The 21,141-nt window shown below is 56.9% G+C and carries 22 protein-coding genes; 15 read left to right on the plus strand and 7 right to left on the minus strand.

The features are described from left to right. Positions 1-8: 8 nt before the first annotated feature. Genes ACR3EJ_RS06345 through ACR3EJ_RS06355 form a run of 3 tightly spaced genes read left to right on the plus strand, consistent with a single transcriptional unit; the run spans position 9 to position 1,777 of the window. Positions 9-926, plus strand: coding sequence for a thioredoxin family protein (locus ACR3EJ_RS06345; RefSeq protein WP_170545226.1), 918 nt, complete (start codon positions 9-11; stop codon positions 924-926). A gap of 27 nt (positions 927-953) precedes the next feature. Beyond that, entirely contained in the window at positions 954-1,595 is a 642-nt protein-coding gene (locus ACR3EJ_RS06350) for an LON peptidase substrate-binding domain-containing protein (protein WP_010440815.1), read from the plus strand. Further along, complete coding sequence (locus ACR3EJ_RS06355; protein WP_010440817.1) at positions 1,592-1,777, plus strand: Trm112 family protein; 186 nt, start codon at positions 1,592-1,594, stop codon at positions 1,775-1,777. The genes ACR3EJ_RS06350 and ACR3EJ_RS06355 overlap by 4 nt, the downstream gene beginning before the upstream one ends. Here the strand turns inward: ACR3EJ_RS06355 and ACR3EJ_RS06360 are convergent. Continuing rightward, positions 1,774-3,036: an FAD-dependent monooxygenase gene (locus ACR3EJ_RS06360; protein ID WP_480422877.1), complete on the minus strand. Its 1,263-nt coding sequence runs from the start codon at positions 3,034-3,036 to the stop codon at positions 1,774-1,776. The genes ACR3EJ_RS06355 and ACR3EJ_RS06360 overlap by 4 nt on opposite strands. 51 nt (positions 3,037-3,087) lie before the next feature. Between ACR3EJ_RS06360 and ACR3EJ_RS06365 the strand changes: the two genes are divergently transcribed. The 4 genes from ACR3EJ_RS06365 (at position 3,088) to ACR3EJ_RS06380 (ending at position 9,248) form a co-directional block, all read left to right on the plus strand. After that, on the plus strand, positions 3,088-4,416 hold the full coding sequence (locus ACR3EJ_RS06365; protein WP_170545223.1) for an amidase family protein: 1,329 nt from the start codon (positions 3,088-3,090) through the stop codon (positions 4,414-4,416). Positions 4,417-4,524: 108 nt separating this feature from the next. Next, positions 4,525-5,706, plus strand: a complete 1,182-nt coding sequence (locus ACR3EJ_RS06370) for an aminotransferase class I/II-fold pyridoxal phosphate-dependent enzyme (protein WP_170545444.1) — start codon at positions 4,525-4,527, stop codon at positions 5,704-5,706. Between the two features lie 14 nt (positions 5,707-5,720). Next, complete coding sequence (locus tag ACR3EJ_RS06375) at positions 5,721-8,612, plus strand: DNA translocase FtsK (protein WP_170545220.1); 2,892 nt, start codon at positions 5,721-5,723, stop codon at positions 8,610-8,612. A gap of 39 nt (positions 8,613-8,651) precedes the next feature. Continuing rightward, positions 8,652-9,248: a LolA family protein gene (locus tag ACR3EJ_RS06380; protein ID WP_170545217.1), complete on the plus strand. Its 597-nt coding sequence runs from the start codon at positions 8,652-8,654 to the stop codon at positions 9,246-9,248. A 10-nt stretch (positions 9,249-9,258) separates the two neighbouring features. On the opposite strand, the gene ACR3EJ_RS06385 is transcribed toward ACR3EJ_RS06380, so the two are convergent. Next, entirely contained in the window at positions 9,259-9,840 is a 582-nt protein-coding gene (locus ACR3EJ_RS06385) for a transglycosylase SLT domain-containing protein (RefSeq protein ID WP_010440829.1), read from the minus strand. A gap of 60 nt (positions 9,841-9,900) precedes the next feature. Then, on the minus strand, positions 9,901-10,782 hold the full coding sequence (locus tag ACR3EJ_RS06390; RefSeq protein WP_010440831.1) for an AEC family transporter: 882 nt from the start codon (positions 10,780-10,782) through the stop codon (positions 9,901-9,903). Positions 10,783-10,862: 80 nt separating this feature from the next. On the opposite strand from ACR3EJ_RS06390, the gene hspQ reads away from it, so the two are divergent. Beyond that, complete coding sequence (gene hspQ / locus ACR3EJ_RS06395; protein WP_010440833.1) at positions 10,863-11,189, plus strand: heat shock protein HspQ; 327 nt, start codon at positions 10,863-10,865, stop codon at positions 11,187-11,189. A 24-nt stretch (positions 11,190-11,213) separates the two neighbouring features. Here the strand turns inward: hspQ and ACR3EJ_RS06400 are convergent, their stop codons facing one another. The 3 genes from ACR3EJ_RS06400 to ACR3EJ_RS06410 form a co-directional block, all read right to left on the minus strand. Further along, on the minus strand, positions 11,214-12,791 hold the full coding sequence (locus ACR3EJ_RS06400) for a gamma-glutamyltransferase family protein (protein ID WP_170545214.1): 1,578 nt from the start codon (positions 12,789-12,791) through the stop codon (positions 11,214-11,216). 211 nt (positions 12,792-13,002) lie between these two features. Then, entirely contained in the window at positions 13,003-13,452 is a 450-nt protein-coding gene (locus tag ACR3EJ_RS06405) for an ATP-binding protein (RefSeq protein WP_170703615.1), read from the minus strand. A gap of 22 nt (positions 13,453-13,474) precedes the next feature. Next, positions 13,475-13,813, minus strand: a complete 339-nt coding sequence (locus ACR3EJ_RS06410) for an STAS domain-containing protein (RefSeq protein WP_170545209.1) — start codon at positions 13,811-13,813, stop codon at positions 13,475-13,477. A gap of 102 nt (positions 13,814-13,915) precedes the next feature. Here ACR3EJ_RS06410 and ACR3EJ_RS06415 point away from each other — a divergent pair, with 102 nt between their 5' ends. Both ACR3EJ_RS06415 and ACR3EJ_RS06420 read left to right on the plus strand, forming a co-directional pair. Then, positions 13,916-15,088: a thiolase family protein gene (locus tag ACR3EJ_RS06415; RefSeq protein WP_170545206.1), complete on the plus strand. Its 1,173-nt coding sequence runs from the start codon at positions 13,916-13,918 to the stop codon at positions 15,086-15,088. Positions 15,089-15,163: 75 nt separating this feature from the next. Further along, positions 15,164-15,616 carry a GAF domain-containing protein gene (locus ACR3EJ_RS06420; protein ID WP_170545205.1) on the plus strand — a complete coding sequence of 151 codons (453 nt, stop codon included), beginning with the start codon at positions 15,164-15,166 and terminating at the stop codon, positions 15,614-15,616. Between the two features lie 10 nt (positions 15,617-15,626). On the opposite strand, the gene ACR3EJ_RS06425 is transcribed toward ACR3EJ_RS06420, so the two are convergent. Further along, positions 15,627-16,010, minus strand: coding sequence for a DUF1294 domain-containing protein (locus ACR3EJ_RS06425; RefSeq protein WP_260023267.1), 384 nt, complete (start codon positions 16,008-16,010; stop codon positions 15,627-15,629). An 18-nt stretch (positions 16,011-16,028) separates the two neighbouring features. Between ACR3EJ_RS06425 and ACR3EJ_RS06430 the strand changes: the two genes are divergently transcribed. Genes ACR3EJ_RS06430 through ACR3EJ_RS06450 form a run of 5 tightly spaced genes read left to right on the plus strand, consistent with a single transcriptional unit; the run spans position 16,029 to position 21,140 of the window. After that, positions 16,029-16,598: a helix-turn-helix domain-containing protein gene (locus ACR3EJ_RS06430; protein ID WP_010440848.1), complete on the plus strand. Its 570-nt coding sequence runs from the start codon at positions 16,029-16,031 to the stop codon at positions 16,596-16,598. After that, positions 16,598-17,221, plus strand: coding sequence for a LysE family translocator (locus ACR3EJ_RS06435; protein ID WP_170545202.1), 624 nt, complete (start codon positions 16,598-16,600; stop codon positions 17,219-17,221). The genes ACR3EJ_RS06430 and ACR3EJ_RS06435 overlap by 1 nt, the downstream gene beginning before the upstream one ends. A gap of 4 nt (positions 17,222-17,225) precedes the next feature. Further along, a complete protein-coding gene (locus ACR3EJ_RS06440) occupies positions 17,226-17,606 on the plus strand; it encodes a GFA family protein (RefSeq protein WP_170545199.1) in 381 nt (126 codons plus the stop codon). Positions 17,607-17,621: 15 nt separating this feature from the next. Next, positions 17,622-20,069: a GcvT family protein gene (locus ACR3EJ_RS06445; RefSeq protein ID WP_170545196.1), complete on the plus strand. Its 2,448-nt coding sequence runs from the start codon at positions 17,622-17,624 to the stop codon at positions 20,067-20,069. A gap of 24 nt (positions 20,070-20,093) precedes the next feature. Then, the gene (locus tag ACR3EJ_RS06450) at positions 20,094-21,140 is read left to right on the plus strand and encodes an alcohol dehydrogenase family protein (RefSeq protein WP_170545193.1); all 1,047 of its coding nucleotides are present in this window, start codon (positions 20,094-20,096) and stop codon (positions 21,138-21,140) included. Position 21,141: the final 1 nt, after the last annotated feature.

The following is a 21,141-nucleotide window of genomic DNA, read 5'->3' on the forward strand; positions in this document are numbered from 1 at the left end:
TAAATACCATGGAACTTTTGAACGGCGCAGCCAGCCCTGATACCACTGATCTGATCAAGGATGGGACCGAGGCCACTTTCATGGCCGATGTGGTCGAAGCCTCGCAAGAGATGCCGATCATCGTCGATTTCTGGGCTCCATGGTGCGGTCCTTGCAAAACGCTGGGCCCGGCACTGGAAGAGGCTGTGACCGCAGCCAAGGGCGCGGTCAAGATGGTCAAGATCAACGTGGATGAGGCTCAGATGATTGCTGGACAACTGCGTGTTCAGTCGATTCCAACCGTCTATGCCTTTCACAAGGGTCAACCAATTGACGGATTTCAAGGCGCCTTGCCAGGGTCTGAGATCAAGGCATTTATTGATCGCGTGATCGAAGCCGCAGGTGGCGAGAGCCCCGGTAATCAGCTGGACGATGCGGTTCAGGCCGCAGAAGAAATGTTGACTGAAGGGGCGGCTGTTGACGCGGCGCAAACCTTTGCGGCTATTCTGGGCGAGGATGCCAACCACGCTGCAGCTTATGGCGGGCTAGTAAGGGCGCATATCGCGCTGGGTGATTTGGATCAGGCCGAAGCCATCCTCAACGGTGCCCCGGCCGAGATTTCAACTTCGCCCGAGGTTGAAGCAGCCCATGCGCAGCTCGAACTGGCCAAACAGGCGGCGGATGCGGGGCCGGTTGGTGAATTGACTGCGGCGGTTGAGGCTGAGCCTGACAACCATCAAGCCCGATTTGATCTTGCGCAGGCCTTGCATGCCAACGGTGATGTTGAAGAGGCGGTCGCTCAATTGCTCGAACTGTTCCGCCGGGATCGCGAATGGAATGAGGGCGCGGCCAAGGCCCAGCTCTTCACGATCTTCGATGCGCTCAAGCCCAATGATCCGATCGTGTTGAACGGACGGCGCAAGCTCAGCTCGATGATATTTGCCTAAATTCCGATCAGGGCTACACTCGTCTACATGATGCACCCCGCTGATCTGCCGGAAACGGTGTCTGTGTTTCCTCTGCCCGGAGCGCTGCTGTTGCCGCGCTCGCGCCTACCGCTGCACATTTTTGAGCCGCGCTATCTCCAGATGCTGGATGACGCTCTGAAAACGTCCGAGCGGCTGATCGGGATGGTGCAGCCGAACACCTGTCAGGGGGACGAGACCAAGCTGCATCAAATCGGTTGTGCTGGCCGCATCACACAGTTTTCCGAGACTGAAGATGGTCGCTATCTGATCACTCTGACTGGTATATCGCGTTTTAGGGTCAAATCAGAACTGGACAGTTTCACCCCTTATCGGCGCGCCTCGGTGTCGTGGGATGGGTTCGACCGTGATCTGGGTAAGGCCGAAGTGGATGATGGTTTTGATCGAAACAGGTTCCTAAAACTACTGGAACGGTTTTTCTCATCGCGCCAGTTGTCGACCGATTGGGACACGATGAAAGACGCAGACGACGAGCTTTTGGTCAATTCGCTGTCGATGATGCTCGAATTCGATCCTGAGGAAAAGCAGGCCCTGCTTGAAGCCCCCTGCCTGCGTACCCGGCGCGAGACCTTGGTGACATTGATTGAGTTCGCCATGCGTGGCGGATCGAATGAGGAACATTTGCAATGAGCACACCCGAACACGCATTTGATCGCCACATGCTTGAGGCGTTGATTTGTCCGCAGACGCACACGACGCTGCACTATGATGCCGAGCGGCAGGAACTCGTTTCCAAAGCCGCCGGGCTAGCCTTCCCGATCCGCAATGGTATCCCGGTGATGCTTGTGGATGAGGCGCGCGAACTGGACTAAATCGGGCGCCCTTGCAGCAGTTTCGGCAGATCGCCGGTCAGCCCTGCTGCCTCGCGCACAAAGCCCCGGCGCAGCCCGGGCAGAGATCCGACAATGCCCATACCGATATCCCTGCCCATGCGGAGCAGAGGGTTGTCGTTTGAAAACAGCTTGTTGAACACATCCGTCGCCATTGCGAGCGAGGCGGTGTCGAACCGACGCCACTCCTGATAGCGCTCCAGTACCAGCGTTGATCCGATATCTTCGCCACGTCGGCCAGCAAGAGTCAGGACCTCGGCCAAGGCCCCCACATCGCGCAGTCCCGCGTTCAGGCCTTGCCCGGCAATGGGGTGCATGCCGTGGGCGGCGTCTCCGACCAAGGCCAGCCGATCCGCTATGAAGGAATTGGCAATTGTCAGGTTCAGCGGATACGTGAACCGGTCGCCTTGCAGGTGGATGTCCCCAAGGAAATCACCAAAGCGCGGGCGCAGGATCTGCAGGTAGTCTGCGTCGGGCAGGGCATTGATCTGTTTTGCCGTCTCACTGCGTTCGCTCCACACGATGGAACTACGGTTGCCGGTCAGAGGCAGAATCGCCAGCGGGCCGGGGGGCATGAAGAATTGATGGGCAATTCCGTGATGGGGCAGTTCGTGTTCTATGGCGCAAACCAAAGCGGTCTGGCCATAGTCCCATCCTGTGCGCTTTATTCCAGCGCGCGCTGCAGTCCCACTGCGACGACCATCGCAACCGACCAAAAGATTGCCAGACAGAGTCGAACCGTCATCCAGCGTCAGTGTCGCTCCGAGTGCTGTGATGTCCTGAGATAAAACCGTTTTGCCGCTGATTTCGGTGATCCAGGCATGTTCGGCCATGGCTTCCAGAAAGGCGCGCCTGAGGTGGCGGTCTTCGACCATATAGCCCATTGGACCTTCTTCGATCTCAGCATGATCGAAATGCATGAAGAACGGGGACGGGCCTGCACCGGCATGGCCATCGGTGACCTTGATTTCGAGCATGGGCTGGGCATGTTCTTCGACCTTCTCCCAAACGCCAATTGCGTCCAGAAGACGTTGCGAGGCCAGCGCCAGTGCGTAAGCACGCCCATCAAAGGCCGCGTTCTTGCGCACCTTCTCTGCCAGAGCATCAACTACGGTGACTGAATGCCCGGTCTGAGCCAGCGCCAGCGCAAGAGCGGGGCCATTCAGGCCACCGCCAACAATCAGGATGTCGGATCTGTGTTCCATGTGCTGCAATATGCGTGCCCATTCGGGATTGTCCATGTGCGGTCCTGTCGCTACCGTCCGGACACGGAGTTAACTGGAGGGGACCGGATGCAAGACTGGCTGACCATGACGGCATGTGATTTGGGCCGTGGTATCGGAATGGGGCAGATCGATCCGGTAGAGCTGACCGAAACTTACCTGGCGGCGATTGACGCTCACCCTCATCGCGATCGCATTTACGCCTGTGTTACCCACGATCGCGCCCGCGCCGAGGCACAAGCAGCGCAAGAGCGGGTCAAACTTGGCCTGCGTCGATCATTGCTTGATGGAGTTCCTATCAGCTGGAAAGACCTGTTTGACACGGCAGGCGTCGGAACCGAGGCAGGTTCGGCCCTGCTAAAAGGCCGCGTGCCCGATTCTGACGCGCAGGTGGTACGGAACGCGATCGCGATGGGCACGGTCTGTTTGGGTAAAACGCATATGAGCGAATTGGCGTTCTCGGGTTTGGGCCTCAACCCTGTGACGGCCACACCTCCGTGTGTGAATGACGAAGAGGCCGTACCCGGAGGTTCATCCTCAGGGGCAGGGGCCTCGGTAGCATGGGGTCTTGCAGCTGGCGGTATCGGATCAGACACAGGCGGATCGGTGCGCATTCCTTCTGCATGGAACGATCTTGTGGGGCTCAAAACCACGGCGGGACGCGTTAGCCTCGAAGGCGTCGTACCGCTTTGCTTGAAATTCGATACGGTTGGGCCTTTGACAAGGTCTGTTGAGGATGCCGCTCATATGCTGGCTGCACTGGAGGGCACAGTCCCGGCTGATCTGCGCGGGGCCTCTTTGAAAGGTCGCCGCTTTGCTGATTTGCAGAACGTGGCCAAAGATGATCTGCGCGAAGCACCAGCCAAGGCCTATGATGAGGCGCTAGTGCGTCTGAAAGAGGCCGGGGCCGAGATTGTTCCGCTTGAAGTGCCCGAGTTGAACGATGCGATGGGACTGTCAGGTGTGCTTTATACGACCGAAGCCTATGGTCTGTGGCGCGACCTGATCGAAGCGAACCCTGAAGCGATGTATCCCGAAATCCTGGAACGGTTCCGCATGGGTAAAGCCTATACCGGCCCGGATTACGTGGCTGCCTGGTCAAAGCTGACTGCCTGCCGTCAGACCTGGGACGCGGCGACCGCCGGGTTTGACGCGGTGCTTGCGCCGACGGCGCCGATCCTACCGCCCAATCTCGACCGGCTGATGAATGATCATGACTACTATGTCACTGAAAATCTCTTGGCCCTCCGAAACACAAGGATTGGAAATCTGATGGGGCTTGCTGCGCTGACTCTGCCCACGGGAACACCCGGTTGCGGGCTGATGATGCTGGGCTATCCGGGGTCGGAAGAGGCCCTGTTACGGCTCGGATCAGCCGCCGAAGGTGCTTTGACCTGAATGCCACAATCCCCTGATTCAGAACCTCTTTGTCTGGACGAGACCCGGGTCGATCTGTAGTCTGCCAAGAAACGGGGCGCAAAATGACCCCGATATAGAGGCAGTATGATGAATTACCCCGAGCGGTTTTCGAACCTACCGGAATATGCATTCCCGCGTCTGCGCGCCCTGTTGGATCATCATCAACCGGGTGGCGATATCGTTCACATGACCATTGGCGAGCCCAAGCACGATTTCCCGCCCTGGGTAACCGACGTGATCATGGAAAACGCCGCCGGATTTCAAGGCTATCCGCCAAACGAGGGCTCGCCCGAATTGCGCGCTGCAATCGCTGACTGGGTCAACCGCCGCTATGGCGTGTCGATGGATGCAGATACCAATGTGATGGCTCTGAACGGCACCCGCGAGGGGTTGTACAATGCCGCGATGGCACTGTGCCCTGAACAGAAGAACGGCCAGCAGCCGATCATTCTGTGCCCTAACCCATTTTATCAGGTCTATATGGTCGCCTCGATCTCGGTCGGAGCGCAGCCCTATTTTGTGTCCGCAACCGCTGCGACCAGCCATTTGCCGGACTACACCAGTTTGCCCGAAGAGGTGCTGAATCGCACGGCCGTCGCCTATATCTGTTCACCCGCGAACCCTCAGGGGGCGGTCGCATCGCGAGACTATTGGGCTGAACTGATCCAATTGGCCGAGAAATACGATTTTCGCATCTTTGCCGATGAGTGTTACTCCGAGATCTACCGCGACACCGCTCCGGTCGGTGCGCTGACCGTTGCACAGGAGCTGGGTGCTGATCCCGAGCGGGTTACTCTGTTCAACTCACTGTCCAAGCGATCAAATCTGGCCGGATTGCGGTCCGGGCTGATCGCGGGTGGGCCTGAGACAATAAAACAGGTCAAGCTGTTGCGCAGCTATGCGGGTGCCCCCTTGCCTGCACCGTTGCAGGTCGCCGCCGCCAAAGTCTGGGCCGATGAGGTGCATGTGCAGGAGAACCGCGCTCTTTATCAGGAGAAATACGCCATCGCGGATGAGGTCTTTGCAAGTGTGCAGGGTTACATGCCGCCTGAGGCCGGGTTCTTCCTGTGGCTGCCGGTCGAAAACGGCGAAGAAACCGCATTGAAGCTTTGGCAGGAAACCGGCGTTCGGGTTCTGCCGGGCGCATATCTTTCCCAAGGTGATCCGGGGCAAAACCCGGGCGAGCAATTTATCAGGGTCGCTATGGTGGCCCCAAAAACAGAGATGAAGCGCGGGCTGATCACGCTCCGCGACTGCATCTATTCGTGAGGTACGAGGGCAAAATGGCATCATTGAACGCGCGCAACCGTGACCCGCTGCTGGACAGCACCACGCAAGCCGCCATCGAACGGCGCAGTAAGGAACTGATCGGGATCGCTCTGATCTTGTTGGGGCTCGCAGCGGCCGCGATGGTATGGTCCTATACGCCTGACGATCCGAACTGGATGGTCTCAACCGACGCACCTGTGCAGAATTGGATGGGGCGCATCGGGGCCTCGATCGCCGCACCGTTGTTCATGATCGTGGGGTGGGGCAGCCTGGGTGTCGCGTTGGTATTGGTCACTTGGGGCGTGCGCTTTTCTGGTCATTTTGGCGAAGATCGCGCCATTGCCCGTTTGATTTTTGCTCCGATCTGGATTGCAGTTCTGGCCGTATACGCAGCGACGCTGGTGCCGGGGGCTGAGTGGCGCGCTACGCATAGCTATGGGTTGGGCGGTCTGTTTGGTGACACGGTGATGGGCGCTTTGTTGACGCTGTTGCCGGTCTCTTCCCATTTTCTTGTCAAGCTGATGTCGCTCGCGATGGCGGTTGGGATGCTGGCGCTGGGCGTTTTCGTGTTGGGTTTTACCAAAGTCGATGTGCGCAATGGTTTCCGGGCCTTCTTGTTGGGGCTGGTCATGGCTTATGACTTGCTGATGAATGCGCTGGGCCGAGGGGCGACCGCGACCGCGCAGGCCGCGCGCGATCGAAAGGCGCAGTGGGCCGAGCGTAAAGCAGAACGCTCAGTAGCGGTGCAGGCGGATTTTGATGATGATCTGGCCTATGCAGATCCTGTTTTTGAAGACCCTGAGCCTGAAATTCTGGAGCCCGCAGCTAAGACAGGTCTTCTGGCGCGGATGCCATCGCTGATCCGCCGCCCCGAACCGATGCCCGAACCCGAGTTGATCGAAAACGTCGCTGTCGAAGGCTACTACGATATGCCCGGCGAGGATCGTATTCGGTCCAAGATTTCGGCTGCGGTACGCAATCGTAAGGTCGCGGCAGGGGAGCTGACGCCTGAACCTGATCCGAGCCTGCCATTGACCAAAGGGCGGGGCAGGGGCCCGGATCCGCTGATATTGAACTCTGGCGTGGCAGATGAATTGCCACCGGAGCCTCCAATGACATCTGCCGGTTTGCCCCCCGAACCACCGATGACAGCTGGTTCTGAGGCGCCTTATTTGGCTCAGGCTGATTTTGTGGCCGAACCGGACTATGAAGACGAGGCAGTGTTTGAGGATGCCCCTGAACAGGCGCCGCAACCACGGCAGGCGGTTAAGATACCGGTGGCTGAACCGCGTAAGCCCGTAGTAGCTCAGCCGGTTCGGCGCACTCCCCCGCCTTCGCGCCGGGCACAGGCCGAGGCGCAGCCGACACTTTCATTTGAGGAGCGGCATTCCGATTTCGAACTGCCACCGCTGGGCTTGTTGTCAAACCCGGCCAGCATTCAGCGTCATCACCTGAGTGATGAGGCGCTGGAGGAAAATGCGCGGATGCTGGAAAACGTACTGGATGATTATGGCGTCAAGGGTGAGATCGTCAGCGTCCGCCCCGGCCCCGTGGTCACAATGTACGAACTTGAACCGGCTCCGGGCCTGAAAGCTAGCCGTGTGATTGGTTTGGCGGACGATATCGCGCGCTCGATGTCGGCCCTGTCGGCGCGGGTGTCGACTCTGCCGGGGCGTTCGGTGATCGGGATCGAATTGCCGAATGAAAATCGTGAGATGGTGGTGCTGCGCGAAATCCTCGCCAGCCGTGATTTCGGCGATGGAAATCACGCGCTGCCGCTGGCATTAGGTAAGGATATCGGCGGTGAGTCTGTCGTAGCGAACCTCGCAAAGATGCCTCATCTACTGATTGCTGGTACAACCGGTTCCGGTAAGTCGGTAGCGATCAACACGATGATCCTGTCGCTGCTTTATAAGCTGACGCCGGATGAATGCCGCCTGATCATGATTGACCCGAAGATGTTGGAACTGTCCGTTTATGACGGTATTCCGCATCTGCTCTCACCCGTCGTGACTGACCCGAAAAAGGCGGTCGTCGCCCTGAAATGGGTCGTGGGAGAGATGGAAGATCGCTATCGCAAGATGTCCAAGATGGGCGTGCGCAACATCGCGGGCTACAATGGCCGCGTGAAGGACGCGCTGGCCAAGGGAGAGATGTTTAGCCGCACGGTCCAGACCGGATTCGACGATGAAACCGGCGAGCCGATGTTCGAGACCGAGGAATTCGCGCCTGAGGCAATGCCATATATCGTCGTCATCGTCGATGAGATGGCCGACCTGATGATGGTCGCAGGTAAAGAGATTGAGGCCTGCATCCAGCGTCTGGCACAGATGGCGCGCGCCTCAGGTATTCACTTGATCATGGCCACGCAGCGCCCCTCGGTCGATGTGATCACCGGCACGATCAAGGCGAACTTCCCGACGCGGATTTCATTCCAGGTAACTTCGAAAGTCGATAGCCGCACCATTCTGGGCGAGATGGGCGCCGAACAGCTGCTGGGGCAGGGCGACATGTTGTATATGGCGGGCGGCGCCAAGATTACCCGTTGCCACGGTCCGTTTGTCTCAGATGAAGAGGTCGAAGAGATCGTCAATCACCTGAAACAGTTCGGTCCGCCGGATTACATGAGCGGCGTAGTCGATGGCCCGGCCGAGGAAAAGGCTGACAATATCGACGCCGTTCTGGGCTTGAATACCGGTGGTAACACCAACGGAGAAGATGCCCTTTATGATCAGGCGGTGGCGATTGTGATCAAGGATCGCAAATGTTCAACCTCGTACATTCAGCGGAAACTCGCCATTGGCTATAACAAAGCGGCGCGGCTTGTTGAGCAGATGGAAGACGAAGGCGTTGTTTCCGGGGCAAATCACGTGGGCAAACGTGAAATCCTCGTCCCCGAGCAATAGGATATTTAATAACAAGGGCAGAACGCTTATCTGGGGCGTATGAAACAGATTGCTTTTGCCCTTGCTCTGACACTGGCCGCACCTGCCGCATGGGCGGCGGACAAGCTGCCGCTGTCGCAGATCTCTAACTATCTGAATCAGTTGAAAACGGTTCAGACCACCTTCACGCAAGTAAATGATGATGGCTCGTTGAGCACCGGAAAGCTGTGGTTGCAGCGCCCGGGTAAGATGCGGTTTGAATATGATCCGCCAAATGACGCGGTGGTTTTAGCACGGGCCGGAACGGTGCAGATATTCGACCCCAAATCGAACCAACCGCCCGAGCAATACCCTTTGAAACGTACTCCGCTGTCGCTGGTCTTGGCGCGCAATGTCAATCTTGCACAAGCCAACATGGTTGTGGGTCACGACTTTGACGGAACAGCTACGATTGTCACGGCTCAGGACCCCAAGAACCCTGAAAGCGGCCGGATCGAACTGATGTTTACTTCCGATCCGGTTGAGCTGCGCAAATGGGTGATACACGACAACGCAGGCAGTCGGACGACCGTTCTGCTTGGGCCTCTGACCGAGGGGGGGACCCTCGATTCAAATGTATTTTCTAACAAAGCCAGAATCGGGTCAAGCAATCGCTGATGCGACAGGTTCAATATCGGCAATTCGCCAACTGGGCCTGATACAGCTCTGCGCGGGCGTCCACATCACTCGCCACATTCAGCAGCCATGACTTGCTGTTGTAGCTGCCGCGCGCGTAACCCGTATGACCTTCGTGATAGGCCAGATACTGGTTGCGTGTGTCGCTGGGGTGGATGCCGTTCCGCTCATAGCTTTTGTTCATGTACCAGCCGATGAAATCTGACGCATCGCGAATACGATCCCGCTTGGCGCGGCGTTTACCGGTTTCACGCTGATACTGCTCCCACGTGCCATCAAGCGCCTGGCCATAACCGTAGGCGCTGCTTTGACGACCCATCGGAATAACACCCAGCACATATTTGTGCGGCGTGCGTGCGTCGTGCCTATACCGGCTTTCCTGGTAAATCGTTGCCATCTGAACGTGGACCGGAACGCCCCATTTGCGCTCGGTGCTTTTGAAGGCCTTGATATAGTCGGGCTTCTCGCGCGCAATGCTGCACGCGTCATTCAATCTGCTTGGCGGTTGCTTCGACCCGCCACCGCAGGATGCCAAAAGCAGCACCCCGAAGAGTACGAAAAGAAATCTGCTCATGTGCCTCGTGCCTTTTTTCTTTATTCTAGCGCAGATTGAGCATTTTGGAAATCACAATCGTTACAGAATAATAGCGAGAATTAGAGGTAGTGCTGCAACAGACAACATCGTCGAGACCATAACCATGCCGGCAACGGCGTCGGAATCAGCCTCGAACCTTTCCGCCAGCAGGTATGATGTCACGGCGACTGGCGTGCACATCTGCAAGACCAACACTCCAAAAGCCACAGGCCCCAACCCAAAACCGGCGGCAAAAGCCCAGCCGAGCCCGAAGCACACAGAAAGCTTGAGCAGAGAAAGCCAAATCGCCTGTTGCAGTTTTTGGGTTGTCAGTCGGGCAATCGCTACGCCAAGTGTAATCAGCATCATCGGAATTGCCATCTGGCCCAGCAATTCCAGCGTGTTGGTCAGAAACAGAGGTGTTTGCCACCCGCGCCAAAGAAATAAGGCCCCCAGCAACGTGGCCCAAACCATGGGTTCGCGCAGAACCTTCCCAAATGCTCCGCGCCCGGCAACCAGATAGATACCGTAGGTGAATGAGAACAGAGCGGTCACTGCCAAAAAAATAACCGCATAACCCAATCCTGCCTGACCAAATGCAAATATGCAAAGCGGTAGCCCAAGATTGCCGGTATTTCCAAAGATAAGCGGTGCCAGATAAGTGCGTTGCTCCATTCTGGTCAATCGCACAAAGGCCCAAAACACTGCTGCCAGCGCGATATGGGCCGCAATTGCCGCAATGGTGAACCGGGTCAGATCCCCACCGGGAATATTGGTCTGCATCAGGGCGACAAAAATCAGACTGGGCACCGCAAGTGTGACCGCAAGACGCGTTACAAACTGTAGCCGATACTCAAATCCAAGCCTAACCCATGCGAACCCGATCCCAGCCAAAAGGAACACAGGGGCCACGATTTCGAACACTGTCAGTAGTAGGTGCACAGACTGTTTCCCCGAATTTCCACTCAATGATTGGCTTTTCCGCCCGAAAAGAGGTAGTAACCTCTTTGGGGGCCGAAACAATGTTAAAGACACAAGCCAAGTACCGCCTGGGACAGGTGGTTCGACATAAAAGACACCCTTTTCGAGGGGTAATTTTTGATGTCGATCCGGAATTTTCGAATTCAGAAGAATGGTATCAGGCCATCCCCGAAGATAGCCGCCCTCTGAAAGATCAGCCGTTCTATCACCTGCTAGCTGAAAACGACCAATCCTTCTATGTGGCTTATGTTTCAGAACAAAATCTGATCGAAGACCAATCGGGTGAGCCCGTTGATCACCCCGACATCCCCAATATGTTCGGCCCGTTTCAGGACGGATCATACCCGTTACATTTTCAGTTGAACTGAATTCCGTAGCTGTATTGTAAGTGTTTAGTATCCAAGGGCGCAGCCGTCTTTACGCGGGTCACTTGCCCCTATCAAGATGCCTGTGTCACAGATTCGAATGGCTTGCGCGCCCCCAAGGGGTGTTTCCAGAACCTCAATGATGTGCCCCATATCGGATAATTGTTGTTTGATTGGGTCAGAATAGCCGCGTTCCATTTTTAATACACCTCCATCCGCAAACGCGCGGGGGGTGTCTATGGCCTGCTGCATCTCCATCTTGAAATCCGTCAGGTTTGATACAAGCCGGGCATGGCCGGTCGGTTGATAGGCACCCCCCATGACGCCAAAGGGCATCGTTATCCGGCCATTTTCACGCAAAAGGCCGGGAATGATGGTGTGCATAGGACGCTTCCAACCTGCCAACTCATTCGGATGTCCAGGTTCAAGATTAAACCCGGCCCCCCTGTTCTGCAGCAATATTCCGAACTTCTCGGAAGCAATGCCCGAGCCGAACCCATGGTAGATCGAATAGATCAGCGAAACCGCCATGCGATCCCGGTCAACGACGGTGATATAGACGGTGTCCTTGTGCACGGATTCAGTCAGAGGGGCGGCTGCGGACATAGCGCGTTTCGGGTCTATGAGGGCAGCCAGGCTTGCAGCGGTTTCTGGGGCAAGGAAATGCGCCATCCGGCTGCTATGATCGGGGTCGGCAATGAACCGGTTGCGGGCGTCATAGGCTAACTTGGTGGCTTCGGCCTCAATATGCACCCGCTCGGCCCCCAATGGGTCGAGTGCTGCCAAATCAAAATGTTTCAGAATGTTTAGCAAAAGGATTGCGGTGGCGCCCTGACCGTTTGGAGGATGTTCGTACAGATCGACACCTGCGTAATCTCCACGAACAGGCGACGCTTCGTCACTCTGAACCGCTGCGAAATCTTGTGCTGTGTGTGTGCCTCCAAGTTCGGACAAGACCGCCAGCATGTCTTCGGCAATCTCACCGTTATAAAACGCGTCATGCCCGTGTCGTGCCACACGGCGCAGTACCTCTGCCTGGCCCGGTGCCCGAAAAATCTGACCGGTTTGCAGGGGTTTGCCATCCTTCAGATAGTGATCCCGTGCGGCACCTTGCAGGGTCGCGCCGCTGTTTTGCCAATCAAACGCTACGCGCGGCGCAACTGGTACGCCAATTTCAGCATAGTGGATGGCCGGTCGCAGAATCGCTTCCAGCCCCAATCGCCCCTCCGATTTTGCCAATCGGCAAAAGGCCTCAACGGCGCCAGGAATAGTCACCGCATCGGGGCTGGTCAGAGGGACGGAGCTTAGTCCGCGATCACGCAATGCCCCTGCATCAGCATCCGCTGCGGCACGACCTGAGCCGTTTAGTGCGCGCACGGTGTTCTCACCTGCGCGGTTATACAGAACAAAGCAATCGCCACCCAAGCCGGTCATCTGTGGCTCGCAAATGCCCAAAAGCACAGCACCCGCAATGGCGGCATCCATCGCATTGCCACCTTGTTCAAGAATGTCCAAAGCTGTTTTGGCGGCCAGTGGATGTGATGTGGCACACATTCCTTCGGTTGCCAGAACTTCAGACCGTCCGGGCTTGTGCAGATCGCGCATAGCGTACCTCTTCCGTAATCAGGCCGAGATTAGGGCTTGGGATAAAATTGTCCAACAATTTCAGGAAGGAGGTTCCTCGGCGCCGTTCACTGGGTGGGGGCTGTGACGCTAGGCGCCGAGGGAAGCTATCTGAGCTACCCCTTGTTTATGATCTTTGTTTGCGGCGCGACAATGGTTCGATCTGGGCGTTATTGTGGCCATTTGGTGCCGATCAGTGTGGCGTGTCAAAGTTGAAGCGAAGGTAGAGCAGATTAACTCCGTCTTTGCGCTCATACTGAATGTCGCTGCTAAGTCGGTGAATCAGGTACCAGCCAAAGCCGCCTTCAGGAAGGTTCTCCAAATCTGTGTCGACGGGTGCCGGTTGGCTGCTTGGCACACGCAAACCGGGCATTGGATCGCCGGAGTTAAAAATTTGGACTATCAGTTCTTTTGCGCACGAAGAGCAATCAATTCTAATGTCAGTCGGGGAGATCTCGGCATAGGCGTGTTCAATCACATTGTTTATGGCTTCGGTGAGCGCAATTCTAACATCGTCAGCTTTACTTTCTGGCAAGCCGTGTTTTGCCAGTCGAGCACTTAAAATAGCTATCCCTTCGGAGGCCTGAACCTGAGTCGCGGGAAAGCTCAAATTGAGACAATCTTGTTTGCAATTGGCGCCCACGGCGATTTACTCCTGCCGGTCGTCAATCCGCCTCTGCGCATATCGCTTCATCCAGCGAAGCGAACAACCTGAAAACGGTGTCCATACGCGTAAGACGAAACACTTTTTGAACAATCGGGCGCGGTTCTGCCAAGTCCAGGCGTCGCCCGTCGCCCAGTTGTTTCATTGAGGCGACAATGGCCCCCAGGCCACTGGAGTCTATGAATTCTACCGATGACAAATCCAGGACAATTCGTTTCGCACCGGTTTGTGTTTCTGCCCGCATGTCTTCTTTGAATTGAATCGCCATTGCGGCATCTATGCGGTCGCAGTGAACGGATACTACTTGTGTCTCGCCGGTCGTGTCGCTGCTGAGCCCCATGGTCAACCGCCCTTCGTATTGCAATTTGATCGTAGAAATACGCTAGACGGTAATTCTTACCATTCGGTATCCATGGTCGGGAAAGCACGAAGGAGATTCCGGATGAACGAAGTTGTGATCGCGGGGGCCGCACGCACGCCAATGGGTGGATTTCAGGGAATGTTTGACGGCGTCACTGCTGCGGATTTGGGTGGTGCTGCAATCCGTTCCGCGTTGAAAGGTGCAGGGGCTGAGACCGTTGACGAAGTGCTTATGGGCTGCGTCCTTCCAGCGGGTCAGGGCCAAGCCCCTGCGCGCCAAGCGGGATTTGCGGCAGGCTTGGGTGAAGAGGTGCCCGCCACAACGCTTAACAAAATGTGTGGCTCCGGCATGAAGGCCGCAATGATTGCGTTTGACCAGATCGCTTTGGGCCATACTCAGACAATGGTCGCTGGCGGGATGGAGAGCATGACAAATGCACCCTACCTTCTGCCCAAGATGCGCGGCGGGGCACGGATCGGGCACGGGCAGGTGGTTGATCACATGTTTCTGGACGGGCTTGAGGACGCCTATGACAAAGGCCGCCTCATGGGCACTTTCGCCGAAGACTGCGCCGAATCCTACCAGTTCACGCGCGAGGCGCAGGACGAATATGCTCTGCGATCGCTTTCGAACGCTCTGTCAGCGCAGGAAAATAATGCCTTTGATCAAGAGATTACCTCGGTCTCGATTCAAACCCGCAAGGGAGAGGTCGTGCTGGATGCAGATGAGCAACCACAGTCGGCGCGGCCCGAGAAGATACCCACGCTGAAACCAGCCTTTCGCAAGGATGGAACGGTAACGGCGGCCAATTCTTCTTCGATCTCGGATGGTGCAGCCGCCCTTGTGCTTGCTTCGGCTGAGGCGGCTGAAAAGCAGAACCTGACCGTGCGTGCGCGAATCCTTGGTCACGCCAGCCATGCTCAAGCGCCGGGGTTGTTCACAACTGCTCCGGTCCCTGCCGCGCAGAAATTGTTGGATCGTATCGGTTGGAAGAAAGAGGATGTCGATCTGTGGGAAGTCAACGAAGCCTTCGCTGTTGTGCCCATGGCCTTCATGCACGAAATGGGCTTGTCCCGTGAGATCGTGAACGTGAATGGCGGCGCATGTGCGCTTGGTCATCCGATTGGCGCCTCCGGGGCCCGGATCATGGTCACGCTGCTCAACGCGTTGGAAAAACGGGACCTCAAGCGCGGTGTCGCGGCAATCTGCATCGGTGGCGGAGAAGGGACGGCCATAGCAATAGAACGCGTTTGACGCTTTGACTTTTTGCAAATACTCCGGGGAATTGGCGGTAGCGCCCGCAGTTCCCCGGATGCAAGGTCCATCAACATGACAGCCGATTACGACACACTCGCCAAAACCATTGCCGCCTTGACCGAAGGTGAAACCGACGAGGTTGCGCTGATGGCCACGGTGGCATGCGAAGTGCATCACTCCGACGACCGTTTCGACTGGACAGGTTTTTATCGCGTGACCGAGCCCGAGGTGTTGAAAATCGGACCCTATCAAGGTGGGCACGGCTGCCTTGTGATCCCTTTCGAACGGGGCGTTTGTGGCGCGGCTGCCAGGACAGGGCAGATTCAATTGGTCCCGGATGTCGACGCCTTCCCGGGCCATATTGCCTGTGCATCTTCCACACGATCCGAGTTGGTGCTGCCCGTGCGGGATGCTAACGGAGACGTTATCGCAGTGTTTGATATCGACAGCGATCAACCTGATGCGTTTACCGAGGATGACGCGGTTGCGCTTTGCTCCATTCTTGTGGGTGTTTTTGCGCGCTAGGAATCTGCATCTATTGCAATAGCGCCCCGAGGTCGTGGGAGACGATCAGATAGCAAAGCCCGGCGTGACACACGGTAATGGCATAAAGCCACGTGGAAAATCCGCGCTTGCGTGTCTTGTGCCCAAATATCCAGCGCCCAAGAAGCGCGGCCAGACTGCCGCCCAGAGCTGCCAACCACAACAAGCGCTGCTCAGGAATGCGCCGCTTTCTGCGGCGTGCACGCAACTTGTCCCAACCAAAGATCAATAAGGTTAGGGCGTTAATGGCCCAAAGATAAATTACGGCAATCCACATGGACCGTGCATAGCCAACTATTTTTGCGGACCCAAGTGAAAAAATGCTTGGAAATTTCACCGATTCGAGGCACCGTGAAAAAGTAAGAAAAAATTTCACGCTAACTCGGAGCGCAAATTGAACTCTCAGGCCCCCCACAGCGCAACACTCGGTGCCGACCTGCGCGCGCTGCGTAAGGCGCGCGGGTTGACGCTGACTGAAATCGCTAATCGATTGGATCGGTCCGTAGGCTGGCTCAGCCAGGTCGAAAGAGACATGTCCGAGCCTTCAATCTCGGATCTACGACAGATTGCCGAGTGTTTAGGCGTGCCGATGTCGATGCTGTTTGCTCATTCTGCAGCCCCAGCGGATGAGCAAGGATATGTCGTGCGGGCCGGATCACGTCGTCCGATGGGCTCGGGTGAAGAAGGTCTGATTGAAGAATTGCTTTCGCCTGACCTGACCGACGATTTCGAGATGGTGCATTCAACGTTCGAGCCGCATTCGCAGATGCAGACGCCAGCAAACCGGCCGACACAGGAAGTCGGCTATATGGTGTCAGGCCGTCTGGAACTGACGATTGGTACGCGCAGTTTTCAGGTTGGTCCTGGTGACAGCTTCCGGATCAAGCACGAACCCTACACATGGTCCAACCCCTTTGACGAACCCGCGGTGGCCATCTGGGTCATAGCGCCTCCGGTGTACTGATGAGTTTTGAAGCCTGGACCATATTCGCTCTGTTCTGGGTGGTGTTTGTGACCACTCCGGGGCCGAATGCGGTCAACTGCATCTCAAATGGTATGAGCCTGCCATTAACCAAAGCTATGCTGGGCGTACTCGCCATTCTGACACAGGCAAGCGCGTTCCTGATCCTCTCGGCAGTGGGGATTACTGCGTTGATTGCCGCATCGCCAATGGGGTTCTTTATTGCCAAGTTGATCGGGGCCGGGTTTCTGATCTGGATGGGCGTTCGCGGTTGGATGAACGCTGCGAAGCCTGCTCCAGCTTCTGAGCGTCCGGCGCGGCATGTTTACTTTCACGCGTTGGCCGTCGCCACGATCAACCCCAAAAGCATCGCCGGATACCTTGCGGCGTTTTCGCAGTTTGTGCAGCCGGATGTACCCATCTGGCAGCAGATGGCTGTGATCATGCCGACGGCACTGGTCATCACGACACTCAGCTATACCGGGTTCACCTTGCTGGGGGCACTGATGGGCAAGGCCGCACTGGGGGCGGTGTTCAATATCTGGGTACGCCGCGTGATGGCGACCTGTTTCATCATCTATGGCGTTTTGCTGGGGGCCAGCTCTACGCCGACAGCGAGGGGATAAAGACATGCATACCGGTTCCTGCCTTTGCGGCGCGGTCGCTTTCGTTGTTGACGGAGACCTCACGCCACCAAATGCCTGCCATTGCGGGCAGTGCCGCAAACAGTCGGGTCACCTGTGGGCCTCGACCGTCACGCATCAGGACAATCTCAGCTTTACCGCCAGCGAAACGCTGGGCTGGTATCGCGCCTCTGACATTGCCAAGCGCGGTTTCTGCCGCGCTTGTGGCTCGTTCCTCTTCTGGCAGCACAATGACGAGGACACGATCGCAATTTCCGTGGGCTCATTGGATGAGCCGACCGGGTTGAAACTCGCCCAGCACATCTTTGTCGCGGACAAGGGCGATTACTATGACATCAAAGACGACCTGCCCCAGCGGGCACACTAATAGGGAACCAAACACATGAGTGATTTTCCAACCAAGGCCCGTGTGGTCATCATCGGCGGCGGCGTTGTTGGCTGCTCGTCGCTTTATCATCTGGCCAAGAAGGGTTGGACGGATTGTGTGCTGCTGGAAAAGAATGAACTGACCGCAGGCTCGACATGGCACGCGGCGGGCAACGTGCCGACGTATTCCACTTCGTGGGCGATCATGAACATGCAGCGCTACTCGACCGAGCTGTATTCGCGCCTTGCAGACGAGGTCGACTATCCGATGAACTACCACGTTTCGGGGTCGATCCGTCTGGCGCACAGCGAGGAACGGATGCAGGAGTTCGAACGCGCCATGTCCATGGGCCGCTATCAGGGTATCCCGATGGAGATGTGGACGCCGGAGGAGGCCAAGGAACGCTATCCCTTCCTTGAGACTCATGATCTTGAAGGCGTGCTCTATGACCCGACCGATGGCGACATTGACCCCGCACAGCTGACCCAGGCGCTGGCCAAAGGCGCACGCGATATGGGGCAGAAGATCATCCGCTTCTGCCCGGCAACAGGTGTGACCCAGCATGATGACGGCACTTGGACCGTGCATACCGATAAGGGTGACATCGCCTGTGACTATGTGGTGAACGCCGCTGGTTACTATGCCCAGCGCGTGGGGGAATGGTTCAAACCTTTTGGCGGCCGCACCGTGCCCGCAATGGTGATGAGCCACCAGTACCTGTTGACCGACGAAATCCCCGAGATTGAAGCGTGGTCAAAAGAAAGCGGCGGCAAGCTGCCGCTGCTGCGCGATGTGGATATCTCATACTATCTGCGGCAGGAGAAGAACGGCTTCAACCTTGGTCCCTACGAACCCAACTGTAAGGGCCACTGGATGACCGAGGATGATCCGATGCCCGAGGATTTCAGCTTCCAACTGTGGAATGACGATCTGGACCGCATCGAAGATATCGTCACAGATGCGATGGAGCGGGTGCCGCTGATGGCAACCTCGGGCGTTGGTCGTGTCATCAATGGCCCGATCCCCTACGCGCCGGACGGCTTGCCTCTGATTGGCCCGATGCCGGGTGTGTCAAACGCGTTCGAGGCTCATACATTCACCTTTGGCATCGCCCAAGGTGGCGGCGCTGGCAAGGTGCTGGCCGAATGGATCGTCGATGGTCACACCGAATGGGACATGTGGGCCGTCGATCCACGTCGTTACACCGACTACACCGATCAGGATTACTGCAACCAGAAAGGCATGGAAGTCTATGGCAACGAATACGCCATGCACTTCCCTCATCACGAATGGCCCGCTGCGCGCGATAAGAAAGTTTCTCCCGTTCATGCCAAGGTTAAAGAACTGGGCGGTGTCATGGGGGCCTATAACGGCTGGGAACGCGCCAACTGGTTCGCGCAACCCAGCGACGACACCTCTCTGGAGGCTACACATACTTGGGGACGTTCAGGCCCATGGGAACAGCGGGTCAAAGAAGAATGCGAAGCTGTGCGCGATCACTGCGGTGTGCTGGATCTGCCCGGGTTCTCACGGTTCTGGATACAAGGGGATGGTGCGGATGACTGGCTGAGTGGCTTCTGCACCGGAGGTATACCCAAAGCCGGGCGCATGAACCTGATCTATGTCTCGGATGAAAGAGGGCGCATTCTGACCGAATTGTCCTGTATCCGTCTGGCTGAGAACAACTTCGTCCTGATCACCGCCGCGACGGCGCAGTGGCATGATGGGGATTTGATCCGGAATTCGGTGCCCGAAGGTGTGACTGTTCGCGAAACCACTACCGAGCGCGATACGCTGATCGTGACGGGGCCGATGTCGCGGAATGTGTTGTCCGGCATCACGGATGCGGATCTGCAGCAAGGTTGGCTGACCCATCAGTTTGCCAAAGTTGCCGGGCAGGAGGCCTTTCTGATCCGAGTATCTTTCGCAGGCGAGTTGGGCTGGGAAATCCACGCTGAAAACGATGCGATGCCAGCCATCTACGAAGCCGTGCTGGCTGCCGGGGCCAAACCCTTTGGCATGTATGCGCTGAACTCTTTGCGGATCGAGAAAGGTTATCGCGCTTGGAAGGGCGATCTGAGCACGGATTACTCTTTGCTTGAAGGTGGTTTGGGTCGTTTTGTCAAACTCGACAAGCCGCAGGATTTTGTTGGCAAAGCGGCCATTCAGAACGAAAAGCAGCAAGGCGTTAAGAAATCCTTTGTCACTCTGATCGTGGACGCAGGCGAGGTCGATGCGCCTTACATGTCTTGCATCTGGAGCGGCGATGAGATCGTGGGTGAAACGACCTCAGGTGCGTGGGGGTATCGCATTGGTGCTTCCGTCGCGCTTGGCATGGTGCGTGCAGATCAGGCCGTGCCAGGAACTGAGCTGGAGGTTGAAATCTACGGTCAAAAATGCCGTGCTGTTGTGCAGGAAGACCAACCTCTTTGGGATCCTTCGAATGAACGGTTGAGGGCCTGACGACCTAGATAGAAAGGAACGCAAATGACCCGGCAGATGCAAGGCGTATATCTGAATGGCCACGGTGGACCCGAGGTGTTGGAATGGCGGGACGACATCCCAGTACCAAACCCTGATCCGGGGCAGGTCCTGGTCCGCGTTGCCGCTGCCGGGGTGAACAACACTGACATTAATACGCGGATCGGCTGGTATTCCTCGGACGTCACGGGTGCAACGGATGCGGTAGATCAGCAGGTCGAAGCAGGTGGTTGGGGAGGTGCGCTGCACTTTCCCCGGATCCAGGGTGGCGATCTTTGTGGAATTGTCGATGCGGTTGGATCGGGTGCGGCGTTCAAGCCTGGTCAACGGGTGACTTGCCCGATCAATTTGCCGCGCCCGGTTCCTGGCCGACCACAGGATTTTATCGTGCTCGGTTCAGAAATTGACGGGGCTTTTGCCCAGTATTGTCTGATGGAAAGTGATGACCTGTACGACGTAACTGAATCGCCTTTGTCTGACGTTGAAATTGCCGCGATTCCCTGTGCTTTTGGAACGGCCGAAGGCCTGCTGACTCGTGCCGGTGTCATCGCAGGTCAAAAAGTGCTGATCACAGGGGCGTCGGGCGGTGTGGGCCTTGCTGCCGTCCAGCTTGCAGCGCTGCGCGGGGCGACGGTCTGGGGCGTTAGCAATGCCGCCAAATCTGAGGTGGTCAAGTCACAGGGCGCAATCGGGACTTTTGAACGCGACGCGGCTTTGCCGGAAGACATGTTCGATGTCGTTATAGATGTGGTCGGAGGTCCGGCTTGGCCAGACCTGATACTTGCGTTGAAACCCGGCGGCCACTATGCCGTAGCTGGCGCGATCGCAGGTCCCATTGTCAGCGCGGATTTGCGGGATATCTATCTGCGCGACATCACGATCCATGGGTGCACCTATCAGCCTTCGGACGTTTTCGACCGCCTTGTTGCATTGATGAATGCAGGCCGGATCAAGCCCTTGGTCTCAAAGACCTATCCGTTGCGCGACATTGTTCAGGCGCAAGAGGATTTCCTGTCCAAGACTTTGCCCGGAAAGCTGGTTCTGGTGCCGTGAA

Source organism: Ruegeria sp. AB11 (assembly GCF_056536325.1).